Here is a 15,846-nt window from a genome sequence, read left to right on the forward strand (position 1 = left end):
GCGAAGTCGGCTACGGATGTCGCGGGGCCTGCGCCGGCGCCGGCTTATTCGGCGGCGCGCGCAGTTTCCAATGCCTCTTCGATCGCCTCGCATTCCTTGCTGAAGAAGCCGCCCGCCTCAAGCTGCATCTCCATCAGGCGCCTTCGCTCCGCCTCGAGCGCGGCGACTTTCCGCATCGGCCGCACGCCATTCGCCAGAGCCCCCAGGGCCGCGATGTTATTGGTCAGGACGGACATCCCCACGCCGAATCCCAGGGTGAAAGCGCCGACGATGCAGAGGGCGTTCGGGACAAGGATCAGGATCCAGCTGGTCTGCACGTTGCGCTCAAGGTCTCGGGCGATGTCGAGCAGCTCACACAATTTGCCGAGCCCCGGCTCCATGAACACGACATGCGCCGTGTCGGTCGCGATCGAGGTGGCGCCGCGTAAGGAGATCGAGACATTGGCCTTCTTCAGCGCGATCGCGTCATTGACGCCATCGCCGATGAAGCAAACACTGCGGCCCTCTCGCTGAAGCTTTTCGACGTAATCGGCCTTTTCCGCCGGCAGGACCTGAGCGAAATAACGGTCCATGCCAAGTTGTTCGGCCAGCCTGCGGGTCGGCGCTTCCTGGTCGCCGGAAATGATCGCGATGTGCTTGACGCCGCGCGCCCGAAGTCCCGTGACAATCTGCGCCGCCTCCGGCCGCACCGAGGCGCGCAGCTCCAATGCGCCGCCCAGGACGTCGTCCACCGCCACCATAACCATGGTGTGCCCCTCACGATGGGCCTCGTCGAGCGCCGCCTCGACCTCCGGCGTCACCGCGACCCCTTCCGTCTCGAGGAAACGGCGGCTTCCGACGCGAATCCGGCGACCTTCGACCCCGACCGAGATCCCGAAGCCGACTTTGTATTGAGTCGCATCGGTCGAAGGTAGATCAATCCCCTCCTCCTCCGCCTTGTGCAAGAGCGCCAGCGCGATTGGATGATGGAACCGGCTCTCGGCCGCGGCCGCGAAGCGCAGAGCCTGCCGGGACGTGAAGCCATTGGCGCTGACGATGCGCCCGATTTCTGGCCGCTCCCGAGTCAACGTGCCGGTCTTGTCGAACAGCACCGTGTCCACGCCGCAGAGCAGATCTAGGGCGCGGCCGTCCTTCACGAGCACGCCGCGCTGTGCGCATAACGCTAATGTCGAGAGCATGGCCAGCGGCGCGGCCATGCGGATGCCTGTGCCCATGTCGCTATTGAGCACGGCGGTGGCGCCGTTCGGGCCGATGGTCGCCAGGGCGAGCGCGCCCGCAGCCAGCGTCGGGACGACCGCCTTGTCCGCAAGCCGCTCGCCTTCGTGTTGGGAGGCGAGCTTGTAGCCAGCGGTGTTGTTCAAAATTTGCGCGATTCTGGACGACGCCGTCTCTCCGCCGGACTTCTCGACGGCGACACGCATCGTGCCGCCGACGACGACGGTCGAGGCGAAGACCTGATCGCCAATCCCCTTCTCGGCAGGAGTCGCTTCACCGGTCAGCGCGTGCTGATCGATCATCGCCAGACCATCCACGATGACGCCGTCGACCGGCGTCACTTCTCCCGTGCGGACGATGATGACGTCGCCTTTCCGCAGCTTATCGATGGCGATCTCGATCTCTTGGTCGTTCTGCAGAAGCCAGGCGAAGCGCGGCTGCTTGCCGAAGGCGCCCAGCAGAGCTTTTTTTGAGTTGTCCTCGGTGCGGCGGACCAGATGCCGCCCGAAGCAGAGGCACCAGGACAGAATGGCGCCCGGGAGCACTTGCCCGGTCGCGAGGCACGAGCCGACGACGATAGAATCGAGCACGTCGACGCCGAGCCGGCGCTCCTCAGTCACGACTTTCCATGCGCCCTTGAAGCTCGGCAGCGCGGTGTAAGCAAACAGCGCGGCGGAAACAGGCGTCAAGGCCGGCGCCGCCAATTGCGCCAAGGCCGCGATTGGAACGGAGGCGGAGCAGATCATCAGCTCGCGGTCCAGCTTGTCGAGCTTTTTCGGGTGCGGCGTGCCGGCCAGCGCCTCATCGAGAATCTCGACGATCTGCGCGGCGCTGATCTGCCTTGGGTCGTACTCGATCTCGACGCGGCATTTCAGCGAGCAGGTTTCATAACGTTGCACGCCGAGCAAGCTCATCAGCTCGCGCTCGATCGCCTCGCACAAAACGCGCTTGCGGTACAGCACGGGATTGCTGAGACGGGCCGAACCAACGCGCGCGCGCTCCACGCGCCAGCCGGTTATGCGACCGCCGAAGCGGCGATAACGCACGATGCCCTTGCCATCGCGCGCTGTCGTCGAGGGCGACACGGCGAGGCGCTTACCCTCTTCCTGGTGTTGCGCCCGGCCGGAAAACAAGGCAGCGAGCCGAGCCAGCACGCTCTTGCGCCGATACCGCTTCTCGTTGAAGCACAAGTCGATAGAAGGCTTGTCGCCCGGGGCGATGACAGCCGCCTCGATCGCAGGAGTCAGCATCGCCGTCTGTAGAAAGCGTCTGCAGAAATCATTGTCCGGCGCGCCGAGAAATCCAGCGCTTTCGACTCGAATGACTCCAGCGCCGGGAAAGGAGACTTTCGGACCGGCCTTGCCGGCCGCTGGACCCGAATGCATCGGAACCTCTGTTCAGGCCATTATGAAACGACAGGGAGTGCCGGCCGTTTCATCCCGGCGTCGCGACGTCACGATCAGACTTCCGGCTTCAACGCCTTCTTCGCGGCGCGCCCGCCATCGCGGAAACCATGCATCACGGGGTTTTCTTTAGGCAAGGAGTGCGCCGCGAACACCGCAGCGTAAACGACTGCATAGGAGAGCACGTAGGAACTGCTATAAACGATGCGCGACGCTCCCCGAACGACCTGCGCCCCTCCTTTGACCACCGTTCGCCTGACCGTGGCGGCGTGCTCGGCGGCCTGATCAGCCGCGTCCGTCGCCGCGCCACGAAAAGCGTCGCCTACGGACTGAAGCTCATCGTTTGCGATATTCCCGGCGGTAGCGCCCATCTCTTGCTCCTCATAAAGTCAGAAGGACTCTCGTGATTCCCAGAATGGCGGCGTCTCGCGACAGTGGAATGACCTTCGACTTTTCCATTCGCCGAACGTCGCCGCCTGTGCGGCTCAACGACGCCGGAGGCGTCCGCGCGCCCAGCGGACGATTGCGATTGCCGCGCTGGAGAAGAAGGAAAATATCGCGCGCACCGTGCGCTTTACCCTAGCGGCGTGATCCGCGGCGGCAGCCGCCGCATCGCGCATGGCGTCGGATACGGGTTGCGTCTCATGGTCTGCGAAACCCTGGGCGACGGCTCCCATGTCAGCTCCTCATATGGTCTAAGAGATTGCAGAGACGACGATATGGCGGCTTTTCGCGACAGTCAAATGACCAAGCGGGCGATATGCGGCAAACTGCAGTGCTGGGCTCGAGATTCATTAAAATGACGGATCTGAATGGTAGCAGCTAACAGTGAGATGACGCGCGAGGGCGAAGCGCGCTGTTGAAAAGCCGCCGACTTACGCGCCAGCAGTTTACAGACGTTCGCCAGTGCAGACAAAGTGGGTCCTCAGCCGGCCTTGGGAGAATCGACTGTGGCGAACGCCGCTTTGATACGGATTGCGATGCCGCTCTTCTTTGTGCCGCTGTCGCTCGGTCTTCATCATTTTTCTCATGTCGCGCCCCAATGGGTGTTCCTCACCGGGCTCATAGCGATCGCGGCGCTGGCGGACTGGGTGCGCCGCGGCACCGAGGAAGTGGCGGGGCGCCTCGGCGGCGTCATCGGCAGCTTGCTCAATGTTAGCTTCGGCAACGCGGCCGAGCTCGTTTTGGCGCTGTTCGTGCTCGCGACCGCGCAGACCCGTGTCGTGCAGGCGCAGATCACAGGGTCGATCATCGGCACGACGCTGCTCTTCTTTGGAATCTCGACGCTTGTCGGCGGCTGGCGGCGCGAGCGGCAAAGCCTCGGCCAGCCGCAGGCGCATCTCCTGTCGACCCTGCTTCTCCTGGTGGCGGTGGTCCTCCTGCTTCCTGCGGCCTTCGAGATGACCCAGCGACAATCATCGTCGCGAGCGGATCTGTCGCAGCTTGATGAGCAGTTGAGCCTCTGCGTCTCGGTCGTCTTGCTGCTCCTCTACGCGGCTCATCTGGTCTATGTGCTGATCACTCACCGGGAAATCTTCGCAGACAAGCAGGCGACTGAAAATGGGGCGCAGTGGAGCCTAGCGCAGGGGCTCGCGGTCATGGCCGGCGGCGTATTCGTGATCGCCTTCGAGTCGGAGCTTGTGTCGGCGCATCTGGCGGAGACTGCCTCTGCTCTCGGTCTCTCCCCGACTTTCATTGGCGTCGTCCTGCTGGCGCTCATCGGCACCCTCTCGGATCTCCTCGCCGCCGTGAGTTTTGCCCGCCTCAACAGAATGGATATCGTGTTCGGCCTCTGCGTAGGCTCCGCAATCCAGATCACGCTTGTGGTCGCGCCCGTGCTGGTGCTGGCCTCCTGGGCGATCGGCAAACCGATGAATCTCGTGTTCGCCAGCCCGCTCGACCTGTTCTCGATCGCGAGCGCGGCGTTCATCGTTAGGGCCATCGCTTCCGACGGCGAGACCAATTGGTATGAGGGGCTGCTGCTGGTCGGGGCCTATGTGATGATCGCGCTGGCCTATTTTTTCCAGCAATAGCGGCGCGCCGAAGCAAAGAAATACGATTTCTGAAATCGAACCCCAAGCCATTCACGGAGCCAAGCTCGCGCCGACGGGGGACAGCTTGCGTCAGTCCCCCTCCGGAAATCGGAGCCGGCTGCGAGTAACTATTCTTCCGTCTTCAAATCATCGATGGCCGCACGCGCGCCGTCGCGAAAGCCATGCATCACCGGGTTCTCTTGGGGCAGAGAGTGAGCCACAAATACGATGGCGTAAACAACTCCGTATGAAAGCCAGTAGGAACCATTGTAAGCGAAGCGCGACACTCCGCGCACGGCGCGCGGAACAAGCTCGTTGGCATCGTCGTCCGCGACGGGCTGCGTATCATAGTCTGCGTAATTTTCCGAAGTGGCTCGCATCTTAGCGCCTCGCTGAGTTTGCACGACGACGAACCCTCTTCGGATAGTCCTGTTTCGCGACAACCAAATGAACGCAGGGCCAAAACCTGCCCCGACGCGACCCGCGGCCAGGCGCCCCGCAAGAAGTCGGCAACGCTCGTGATTTCTTGCGCTAACAGTCTATTTGAAGACCAGCGACAACCGACAGAAACCGCGAGAAGCCATGACCATCGTCCTCAACCACACCATCGTGCCCGCGCACAACAAGCGTGAGGCGGCGCGTTGGTTCGCGCAGACCATTGGGCTCCCTGCCCAAGAGTCGAATGGCCATTTTGCGCCGGTCCGCGTCAACGACACGCTCACGCTCTTGTTCGCGGATGAGGCCTCGTTCGACCAACGCCACTACGCCTTTCATGTGAGCGACGCCGAGTTCGATTCAATTTTGGATCGTGTCAAGGCGAAGAAGCTTCCCTTTGGGAGCGCCCCTTGGAGTTCCGACGACGGTAGGCTCAACGACTGGAACGGTGGACGCGGAGTCTATTTTCGAACTCCCGACGGCCATCTGCTCGAATTGATGACGGCGCCGCAGTGACAAATGTGACAGCGAAGGCGCCAAGCGACGCTGTCCTTACTCACCCGCGGATTAGAACGAGAACGCCCCTTCCCTCGCGCGAAGGCGGGATTCGGGCGCCGATCCTCGACCCGTGCTTGTGGTTCGTTCGGAAGCACAATTCAAATCAGCCCCCTGACGCCGACCGAAGAAAGGGTCCGCAAGATTGATCCCGGGGAGTCTAGTCGGCTTTGGACAAAAATCCGCAGAAGTTATTTTTGCACGAGAATCCCGCCCTTGCCGTTATTTCCCGGCCGCTATCGGCTTTGTCTCGGAAAAGTCCGTCTTTCGCTCCTAAAGGGCCATGTTTGGCTGGTTTTCTTACGCCCATTACCCAGCCACGTCGGTTCCTTAGGGCCTAGCCGGATTAATACATGAGACGCCTCGTCATCATTTCGAACAGAGTTGCAGATCCAGAATGCAGTCAGGCCCAGGGGGGGCTTGGGGTTTGCATCCTCGACTCTTTGCGTGAGCGCGGCGCGTTGTGGTTTGGCTGGAATGGCGAGATCGTCGCCGACGACGCGGAAATCAATGCGACGCGCACGCAATTTGACGCCCTGACGCTCGCGACCGCGCCGCTCACGGAACGGGACTACAGCGAATATTACCTTGGATTCGCCAACGCCGCTCTCTGGCCCGTTCACCACAATCGGCTCGATCTCGCCCGCTTTACTCAAGAAAGCGCCGACGGCTACCGGCGAGTCAATGATCGATTTGCTCAAATGCTGATACCGCTATTGCAGTCCGACGACCTCGTCTGGGTTCAAGACTATCATTTCATCGCGCTCGGAGCTCGGCTGCGCGCGCGCGGCGTCCTGACTCAAATTGGATTTTTCCTCCATATTCCCTTTCCGCCGCCGGACATACTGATGGCGATTCCAGAGCACGAGTGGTTACTCAAGGCGCTCTTCGAATATGACCTGGTCGGCTTTCAAACCAAAACCGATCTTGGAAACTTCTGCCGTTTCGCTTGTGATTTCATGGGCGGGGAGATGGTTTCGTCCGATGTGCTCCGCGTGGCGGACAAGGTTCTCTCGGTTGCCGTGTTCCCGGTCGGCATCGACGTCGACGCTTTTGCCGCAATGGCCAAAACTCCCGAGGCGAGCACACGCATCCTACGCTTGCACAGAGCGGGTGAGCCCCGCATCAACATCATCGGGGTGGATCGCCTGGATTACACAAAGGGCTTGCCGGATCGGTTGCGCTCATTCCGCCGCCTACTCGAGATCTACCCCCAGAACTGCAAGGCGGTGACATTGATGCAGATCGCGCCGCCGACCCGCCAAGAAGTGAGGGCCTATGCCGACATTCGCCATGAGCTCGAAGCGCTATCGGGCGAAATTAATGGAGAGTTCGGCGACTTTGACTGGACGCCCGTGCGATACATTCATCGCAGAGTCGCGCGCGAGACGCTTGCCGCGCTGTATCGCGGGAGCCATGTGGGATTGGTGACGCCCTTGCGGGACGGAATGAATCTTGTCGCCAAGGAGTATGTCGCCGCCCAGGATGAAGAGGACCCGGGGGTTTTGGTGCTGTCACGATTTGCGGGCGCCGCCGAAGACCTCGAAGAGGCCTTGATTGTCAATCCTTATGACGCCGATGAAGTGGCGCAGGCCATGCAGACGGCCATCCACATGCCGCGAGCGGAACGGATCCAGCGTCACAGCGCCCTGATGGCTCGGATTCGCGAGCGAGACGCCTGTAATTGGATGGAGCAATTCGTCGGCACGCTGGCGAACGCCGATCATTCGCTTGCGGCGCGCCAATAGAAGCCTCCGACATAGCAGCCAAGACATTGATGACTTCAATGGTCATCCGGTGAGCTGACGTCGAAGCCGCCGGGCGACTTGCCTAATGACCATATATGACAGTCATCTTCAAAGTGATCTCGCGTGGCGGCGGCTCGAAGGGCGCGCAAGCGCGAATCGTTTGCAGCGCAGTTTCGTCGAGCTTCGGAGAGCCGCTGCTCGTGACGAGCTTGAGCGAATCCGCGCGCAAGGCCCCTCCCTGGAGAATGGTGAAAGACACGATGGGCCACCCATGCAGGCCCACCCGTCTGCCGGCCTCTGGATAGGCGAGTTTGCTCTCGACCCTTTTGGTTAGAGCTTTGACGTAAGCCTTCAAGGGATCGATGAAATTTTCAATGCGCGAGCGAAGCTTATGGGCTTCCTGCTGCTGCTCGCTTCCCCGAATGTTCACAGAGCCCGGTGAATCGGGAGCGGGCTTCGCCGCCGCGGCCCTCTCCGGCTTTGCGCCGATTGCGGGACCCGCTTCTGTGGGCGTCTCATCGCTTTGACGCTTCTCGCCGGCCTGTGCGAGCTGCGTTTTTTGCGCGCTTGTCGCCGGCGAGGCGGAGGAGCCTGCGGTCTGCTCGGTCACCTTTTCTTCCGACTGATCATCGGCGATGACGCCCTTCAGATCCACGACAAGCGTCTCGTCGGAATCGTCCTCCTTCGCCGTCATCGCAATCATAAGCAGCAGGATGATGACCGCGTGGATGATGAGGGAGACGCCGAAGGCGCGCTCGATCGTGAGTTTCACGCTTCCCTCGCCTGCTCTTTGAACGCGTCGCTCATTTCGATGCGCCCTCGGTCTGAATTCCGACCTTCGATATCTTCAACCGCTTCAGCATGTCCGCGATATCGACGAAGCTCTGAAACCTTATGGAGCGATCGGCGCGAATGAGGATCGAGGTCTCGGGCGGCGAGTCCCTGAGCTTCTCCTCGAGCGCCTCCTTCGCGATGGGCCTGCCCTCAAAATAGATATCGCCGTTCGCGGGCAGCTCAATGATCTGATCCTTGCGCTTCTCGACCTCGATTTTCGCGACTTGCGGCAGCGACACCGGAATGCGTCCCGTGGAAATGAAGCTCGCCGTCGTCAGCACGATAGCAAGCAGCACAAGCATGATGTCCACGAAGGGAATGACGTTGATCGTCTCGAACGGCTTGTCATCCATGCGCGATCTCCCACGTCAGCATCAACACCTTTATCCTGCGCCATAAGAAGTTATAGGCGGTGACCGAAACGAGAGCGACGATAAGTCCGGCGGCTGTCGCCTTCAGCGCGAGCGCGAGGCTGCTCATGATGCGTCCGACGTCGGCAGTCGAGTCGACGCCCATGTTGTAGAACGCCAGCATGATGCCGAGCACGGTTCCGAGCAGCCCGATATAGGGCGCGTTGGCGGCCACCGAGGCGACCACGAACATCCGCTGCGTGAGCTCCAGCTCGAGCGCTTTCGCGCTCGCGAAGCTCTCAAGCTTCAACGAGCGAAAGAACGCCAGACGCTCGAGCAAAATGGCGACCACGACGACGCTCATGGTCGAAAGCAGACCAAGCACGCAAAAGTCGATGATCGCCGACACCCATTCCATTCTCATGGTTCAACTTTCCATCGTGACGACGCTTGCAAGCGGACTCGCTCCCCGCGTCGAGCATTCGTTTCACCGCGCCCGCGATCACGCCCGCGGCGCGCGCGCGTGTTGGATCAATCCCCGGGCCGCAACGGATCGCCAGCCCAGCGTGAGCCGCATCGGTCGCTTCCGTTAGCAAGAGGCAGGCCGGCTTCGTGATGCGCCTGTCAGCGCGCTTCCGGCGGCCCGAGCCTTCAAGCGAGCGACCAAAGCTCAGGCGTACCGCTATATACTTAATCATGCGTGCTCGATAAAGAGCCGATTTCGGCGCGAGAGATGAAAGAACACCGCTCCAATAGCCGCCAACGCAGAGCCTGTTGTAAACGTACAACACCGCATTGACAAATGCTACCCTGCTCAAGCTTTAGGCTAGACATGAAATGATACTGCGTCATATTAGTGTATAACAGCAATGGAAAGCACACATGAGTCGGCATAGCGATAAGGAGTCGGGGACCTTCCTAGGACATGGAGAGTCTCTACATAGCGCTCCCAATTTTGTCAGAAGTGCGGCAGAACCCTCTCGGGTCGGAATGATCTTGCTGAGCGGCTTATGCGCGCTTCTGCCAGGACGTCCGTCTCTTGCCGCGCCGCAGGGCGGCGTCGTCGTCTCTGGTCAGGCCAATATTTCTGCCAACGGGGCCACCACCACCATCAATCAATCTACCAATCAGGCGATCATCAACTGGCAGCTCTTTTCGATCGCGCCGAAAGAGACCGTCAATTTCAACCAGCCGGGCCCGACGTCGGTCACGCTCAATCGCGTCATCGGCAATGAGAAAAGCGTCATCGAGGGCGCGCTCAACGCCAATGGGCAGGTGTTCATCGTCAACTCGGCCGGAATCGTCTTCACCAAGAGCGCGCAGGTCAATGTCGGCGGCCTCGTGGCCTCGACGCTCGATATTTCGAACAACAACTTCATGGCCGGAAAATACCAGTTCTCCGGCAAGTCCACGGCTTCCGTCGTCAATCAGGGCAACATCCAAACGAGCCCCGGCGGCTATGTCGCACTGCTCGGCAACACGGTTTCCAATCAGGGAACGATCACGGCCACGCTGGGCACGGTCGCGATGGCCTCAGGCGAACAGGTCACGCTGAATATCGGCGGCAATGCGCTCGTCGAGGTGACGACGGACAAGGGCACGCTGAACGCGCTCGTCGAGAACAAGGGCGCGATCATCGCCGACGGCGGCAAGGTGGTCCTGACCGCGCGCGCAGCCGACGCGCTGCTCTCGGCGCAGGTCAACAACAGCGGCGTGATTCAGGCGCGGACCATGGCGGGGCTCATGGGCGAGCCGCCGCGCACCGGCTCGATCAAGCTCGTCGCCAACGGCGGCAAGGTGAAGGTCGCGGGGCGCCTCGACGCATCCGCGCCCAACGGCGGCAATGGCGGAACGATCGAGACAAGCGGCGCGAAGGTGACCGTGGCGGATAACGCGGTCGTCACGACCCAGGCGGCGAGCGGCAAGAAAGGCTTGTGGCTCATCGATCCCGACGGATTCACGATCGCCTCGAGCGGCGGCGACATCACGGGCGTGGCGCTTTCGTCGCAGCTCGACAGCACCAACGTCTCCATTCTTTCGACCTCGGGCAGCGGGACGGACGGCAACATCAACGTCAACGCGCCGGTGAGCTGGTCGGCTGACACGACGCTCGCGCTCAACGCCACCAACAACATCAACGTGAACGCGCCGATCACGGCGACAGGCGCTGGGGCGGGCCTCACGCTGAACTCGGGCATGGACGTCAATGTCAATGCCGTCGACGCGCTCAACGTCCCGACAATCGGGGGGGCGATCGGCCACGACTTCAATATCCAGCAGGCGCAGGACTGGACGACGCCACCGGACCTAACGGGGCTGACGGTGGCGAACAATTTCAATGTCAATGCCCCTGTGACATGGTCGACAGGCGCGCTGACTCTCGCAGCCGCGAATAACATCAACATCGGCGCGCCAGTCACGGCGACAGGAGCTGGAGCGGCTCTCACGCTGAACGCGGGCATGGACGTCAATGTCAATGCCGTCAACGCGCTCAACGTCCCGACAATCGGGGGGTTGGTCAACCACGACTTCAATATCGGGCAGGCGCAGGACTGGACGACGCTACCAAACCTGGCAGGGTTGACGGTGGCGAACAATTTCAATGTCAATGCCCCTGTGACATGGACGGGCGCGCTAACGCTCGCCGCCGCGAATAACGTCAACGTCAACGCTCCGTTGAGCTGGTCGGCCGGCACGCTGACGCTGAACGCCGGCAAGAGTGTCAACGTCAACGCCGTGATGACCGTAAGCGGCGCGGGGAATTTCGCCGCCAACTACGGCTATGTGCTCGATGGAAACGGCAATCCGACGACAACGCCGACCGCCGGCGCCAATGCCGACGGCTCTTCCTACGGGCTCTATACCGGTTTCGGCTGGAATGGCGGCTATGGCGGTCGGATCGATTTCTCCGGCAGCGGCGCCGTGGCGCTGAATGGCCAGAATTACACGGTCATCAGTTCCGAGGCAGGCCTCATCGCTTCGGGAAGCAATCTGTCGGGAAATTACGTGCTCGGCAGCGACGTCGCGATTTCGAGCCTAACAGAAATACCGCTGTTCACCGGTAATTTTAACGGCTTTGGACATTCGCTGCCGGTGTCGACGCAGTCGATCAACGCGCCGCTTTCGATCGCCACACTGCAGAACACCAATGTGGTGGTGAATTCTCAGGGCGACATCTCAATCAATGCGCCAGTGACCTCGGGCGCGGGCATGATCACGTTCAACGCCCGCAGCAACATCAACGTGAACGCGCCCATCACCGAGACAGGCGCCATCGCTCGTCTGATCTTCAACGCGCCCTACATGAGCGTCAACATAGGCGCGCCCATAACGATGAGCGGCAGCTCCGCGATCCTCACCCTGAACGCGGGCGTGTACGGCAACATCAACGCGGTCAACGCGCTCAACGTCCCGACGATCAACGGGACGGTCTTCGACCTCAACTTCCAGCAGGCGCAGGCCTGGACGACGCCCCCGAACCTGACGGGGCTGACGGTGAGGGGCGACGTCGCGGTCAACGCCCCTCTGGCATGGTCGACGGGCACGCTGAGGCTCGCCAGCGGAAACAACATCAATCTCGCAGCGCCGCTCAACGCGCCGAGCGCGGGCCTTATGCTGAACGCGGGCTACAGCGTCAATGTCAATGCGGCCAACGCGCTCAACGTCGCGACGATCGGCGGGTACATCCCCGTCAGCTTAACCATCCAGCAGGCGCAAGCCTGGACAACGCCACCGGATTTGACGGGGCTGACGATCAACGGCAATCTCATTGTCAACGCCCCTCTGACATGGTCGTCGGGCACGCTCGCGCTCGCCGCCGCGAAGTATATCACCCTCGCGGCGCCGCTCACCGCGACAGGCGCTGGGTCGACCCTCGCGTTGAACGCAGGCGCGGACGTCAATGTCTATTCGGCCAATGCGCTCAATGTCGCGACAATCGGCGGGACGATCGGCCACGACTTCAATATCGAGGCGGCGCAGGCCTGGACGACGGCGCCAAGCCTGACCGGGTTGACGGTGGCGAACAACGTCAATGTCGAAGCCCCCCTGACATGGTCGACAGGCGCGCTGACTCTCGCCGCCACGAATAACATCAATATTGCCGCGCCGATCACGGCGACAGGCGCTGGGACCAGCCTCGCGTTGAACGCGGGCGTGGACGTCAATGTCAATGCCGTCAACGCGCTCAACGTCGCGACGATCGGGGGATTGGTCAACCACGATTTCAATATCCAGCAGTCTCAGGCCTGGACGACGCCGCCGGTCCTGACGGGGCTGACGGTGGCGAACAATTTCAATGTCAATGCCCCTGTGACGTGGTCGACGGGGTCTCTGACGCTCGCCGCCACGAACAACGTCAACGTCAACACTCCGCTGAATTGGTCGACCGGCACGCTGACGCTGAACGCTGGCCAAAGCGTCTATGTCAACGGCGTGCTCACCGTGAGCGGCGCGGGGAATTTCGCCGCCAACTACGGCTATGTCCTCGATGGAAACGGCAACCCGACAACGACGCCGACCCCTGGCGTCAATCCGGATGGCTCGCCCTACGGGCTCTACACCGGCTTCGCCTCGACCGGCCAATACGCCGGTCGGATCGATTTCTCCGGCGCCGGCGCCGTGGCGCTGAACGGCCAGAATTACACAGTCATCAATTCCGATGCCGGCTTTAGCGCGCTGGGAAGCAATCCATCGGGAGATTACGTGCTCGGCAGCAACGTCGCGGTTGCGAGCCTGGCTCAGATACCGTTGTTCACTGGAGACTTCAACGGCTTCGGTCATAAGCTGTCGGTAGCGCCCGTGTCGACGCTGTCGATCGACGCGCCGCTTTCGATCGCCACGCTCAAGAACGCCAATGTGGTGTTGAATACCTCTGGCGACATCTCCATCAATGCGCCGGTCACCTCGGGCGCGGGCCTGCTCACCTTCAACGCCGGGGGCGCGATCAATCTCAACGCCTCGCTGCAAAGCGCGAGCGACAGCTTCGGCTCCTTCGCCTTCACCGGCAAGAGCATGGCGCTCGAGACAACGGCCAGCGTGAGCGGCGGAAACGTCTTCATCAACGCTCCCACAAGCTGGTCGTCGAACGCCGTCCTGACGCTCACGGCGACCGACAACATCAACGTGAACGCGCCAATCACGGCTACGGGCGCGACGGCCGGGCTCGTGCTGACTTCGGGGAACAACCCCAGCAGCTACATCAATATCAACGCGCCGATCGTGCTGACCGGCGCCAACGCGAGCCTCGCGCTGAACACCTATGTGCCCGTGTCCCCCGCCCCTGCCCAGCCCATCGAGAACTACAGCTTCGGGAAAGCAGGCGGGATCACGCTGAATGGCGCCAACCCGAGCCTGACGATCAACGGGAACAGCTATCAGATCATCAACACGCTGGCGCAGCTCGAAGCGATCTCTCCCAATGCGAGCTCGCCTGCGAACGGCTTCTACGCGCTCGGCAGCGACATCAACGCGGGAGGCGGCGTCGTCTTTTCCGGGCCGGTCATCAACGATCTCGAAGGAACGTTCGCTGGCTTCAACCACGTGATCCGATATCTCACGATCACCGACCCGACGTTCAGCAACTACGACGCGCTGATCGGCGTCGTCGGCCAAAACACCGGCCTTGCGGCAGTCGTTCGCGACGTCGGTCTCCAATACGTGAACGTGAGCTCCTTGAGCGCCGACACCACCATGGGTTCCTCGACCGCCGCGCTGGTCGCCGGGAATAACGGTACGATCAACAATACTTACGCCTGGGGCGGCTCGATCTCGGGTTACAGCGCGGGCGGCTTGGTGGCCACCAACACAGGAAACATCAACAATTCGTGGACCTTTCTCAACGTCACCGGCGTGTTCGATGCCGGCGGCCTCGCCGCCGTCAATAATCCAAACTTCCTCACGGCTGTGGGAGGCAACATCAACAATTCCTACGCCAACGGCCCCGTCACGGCGGTTGGCTCGACGACGGCCTCCGGAGGGCTGCAGGGCGCAGCCTACGCCGGAGGCCTGGTCGGCTACAACTCAGGCAACATCTCCAACTCGCACGCCACCGGCACCGTCACCGCCACGGACCTCATCGCCAGCATCGGCGGATTGGTGGGGGAGAACAATAATTCCTTCGGCCCGCCGGGCGAAGGGGTGATCTCGAACTCCTATGCGACGGGGAACGTCAACGTATTGGTGACCAATCAATATGCGGCCACTCAGGGCGTCGGCGGGCTCGTCGGCACGAATAACGGCGGTTACGTCACCGGGTCCCAGGCCAGCGGAAATATCACCGTGGCCGCCACGAATCCGGAAACCACCTTTGCGGCGGACGTCGGGGGGCTGGTCGGGCTCAATGAGTCCGGCTTCTTCGGCACAGGCGGCAACATCGATCATTCTTCCGCGGGGGGAAGTGTCACGGCCGTTGTCGGAAACACCTTCGGCGTCGGCGGCCTCGTCGGCGGCAACATCGATCCCTTCACGAGCATCACGACATCTTCCGCCACCGGAGCTGTGAATTCGAACTTTCCCAACTCTACCGGCGGCCTGATCGGCGGCGCCACTTCCGGAGCCAACTACGGCGGCAATAGCTGGAGCATTTCCGGCACGGGTCAAACAAGCGCCACCGGCAGCGGCCCTGGCGACGCTACGGCGGGCGCCACCGGCACCAATCCGTCGCAATCTAGCTCGTCGACGACGCAGAGCATCAGCACACCGATCAACCCATTCGTCGATCAGACTCAGGCCGCGAACGTCGTCTCAACCGTCGACACCAGCTATTCTGCGTCCACGCCGCCGCGACCCCGCGTCGCCGCCTCCGCGGGAACGGGCAAGACGTCCGCGCTTGCCGGCCCTTCCTTCTCGGACAGGGTCTCGAGCCCCACGAACCAAACCGAGGGCGAGCGGCTCCAGCGCAAGCAGGCGACCGACGCCGCGAACGCGCGCGCCAAAGCGGCTTCGCTCAGCGCGCCCCCCAGCCACTCGAAGCCGGAACCGGAGGCGAAGGAAGCGCCGCCGCCGCGCCGCCACGTCTTCACCCCGCCTCCCCCCGTCGCCAAGCCGAAAGGGGCCGGCTTCGGCGCGACGATCCACAGCATCGAGATCGAGGGCAAGCAGTACGAGCTTCATGAGAAGTCGGGAAGCAAGCCTCAGCCTCCCGAAAACAAGCCTCAAGCTCCGGAGAGCAAGCCTCAGGGCCCAGAGATCAAGACACAGGCTCCGGAAAGCAAGCCTCAGGCCCCAGAGACCAAGACCCAGGCTCCCAGCGATCACAAGTGAAGCGTAGCAA

11 protein-coding genes are annotated in these 15,846 nt (G+C 61.9%); 4 read left to right on the top strand and 7 right to left on the bottom strand.

Annotated elements, in window-relative coordinates; translation table 11 throughout:
• Window positions 1-44: 44 nt before the first annotated feature.
• From QMG80_RS14860 to QMG80_RS14870, 3 genes are all read right to left on the bottom strand, one after another.
• Window positions 45-2,600, bottom strand: coding sequence for a heavy metal translocating P-type ATPase (locus tag QMG80_RS14860; protein ID WP_199769012.1), 2,556 nt, complete (start codon window positions 2,598-2,600; stop codon window positions 45-47).
• Window positions 2,601-2,674: 74 nt separating this feature from the next.
• Entirely contained in the window at window positions 2,675-2,989 is a 315-nt protein-coding gene (locus QMG80_RS14865; RefSeq protein WP_085769882.1) for a hypothetical protein, read from the bottom strand.
• 114 nt (window positions 2,990-3,103) lie between these two features.
• Entirely contained in the window at window positions 3,104-3,295 is a 192-nt protein-coding gene (locus QMG80_RS14870) for a hypothetical protein (protein ID WP_085769883.1), read from the bottom strand.
• A 303-nt stretch (window positions 3,296-3,598) separates the two neighbouring features.
• Here QMG80_RS14870 and cax point away from each other — a divergent pair, with 303 nt between their 5' ends.
• Window positions 3,599-4,651 carry a calcium/proton exchanger gene (gene cax / locus QMG80_RS14875; protein ID WP_085773414.1) on the top strand — a complete coding sequence of 351 codons (1,053 nt, stop codon included), beginning with the start codon at window positions 3,599-3,601 and terminating at the stop codon, window positions 4,649-4,651.
• A 128-nt stretch (window positions 4,652-4,779) separates the two neighbouring features.
• Here the strand turns inward: cax and QMG80_RS14880 are convergent, their stop codons facing one another.
• On the bottom strand, window positions 4,780-5,031 hold the full coding sequence (locus QMG80_RS14880; protein WP_085769884.1) for a hypothetical protein: 252 nt from the start codon (window positions 5,029-5,031) through the stop codon (window positions 4,780-4,782).
• 202 nt (window positions 5,032-5,233) lie between these two features.
• Here QMG80_RS14880 and QMG80_RS14885 point away from each other — a divergent pair, with 202 nt between their 5' ends.
• Together QMG80_RS14885 and QMG80_RS14890 are read left to right on the top strand one after the other, a co-directional pair.
• On the top strand, window positions 5,234-5,602 hold the full coding sequence (locus tag QMG80_RS14885; protein WP_085769885.1) for a VOC family protein: 369 nt from the start codon (window positions 5,234-5,236) through the stop codon (window positions 5,600-5,602).
• Window positions 5,603-5,994: 392 nt separating this feature from the next.
• Window positions 5,995-7,389 carry an alpha,alpha-trehalose-phosphate synthase (UDP-forming) gene (locus QMG80_RS14890; RefSeq protein WP_085769886.1) on the top strand — a complete coding sequence of 465 codons (1,395 nt, stop codon included), beginning with the start codon at window positions 5,995-5,997 and terminating at the stop codon, window positions 7,387-7,389.
• Window positions 7,390-7,471: 82 nt separating this feature from the next.
• On the opposite strand, the gene QMG80_RS14895 is transcribed toward QMG80_RS14890, so the two are convergent.
• The 3 genes from QMG80_RS14895 to QMG80_RS14905 are packed head-to-tail and all read right to left on the bottom strand — an operon-like array spanning window position 7,472 to window position 8,997.
• Entirely contained in the window at window positions 7,472-8,161 is a 690-nt protein-coding gene (locus tag QMG80_RS14895) for an energy transducer TonB (protein WP_085769887.1), read from the bottom strand.
• A 31-nt stretch (window positions 8,162-8,192) separates the two neighbouring features.
• Window positions 8,193-8,576 (bottom strand): ExbD/TolR family protein, encoded by a 384-nt coding sequence (locus QMG80_RS14900; RefSeq protein ID WP_085769888.1) that lies wholly within the window; start codon window positions 8,574-8,576, stop codon window positions 8,193-8,195.
• The gene (locus QMG80_RS14905) at window positions 8,569-8,997 is read right to left on the bottom strand and encodes a MotA/TolQ/ExbB proton channel family protein (protein ID WP_085769889.1); all 429 of its coding nucleotides are present in this window, start codon (window positions 8,995-8,997) and stop codon (window positions 8,569-8,571) included. The genes QMG80_RS14900 and QMG80_RS14905 overlap by 8 nt, the downstream gene beginning before the upstream one ends.
• Before the next feature lie 566 nt (window positions 8,998-9,563).
• Between QMG80_RS14905 and QMG80_RS14910 the strand changes: the two genes are divergently transcribed.
• Window positions 9,564-15,836 carry a two-partner secretion domain-containing protein gene (locus tag QMG80_RS14910; RefSeq protein ID WP_158658520.1) on the top strand — a complete coding sequence of 2,091 codons (6,273 nt, stop codon included), beginning with the start codon at window positions 9,564-9,566 and terminating at the stop codon, window positions 15,834-15,836.
• The last annotated feature ends 10 nt before the right edge of the window (window positions 15,837-15,846 follow it).

Source organism: Methylocystis bryophila (assembly GCF_027925445.1).
Lineage (GTDB): Bacteria > Pseudomonadota > Alphaproteobacteria > Rhizobiales > Beijerinckiaceae > Methylocystis > Methylocystis bryophila.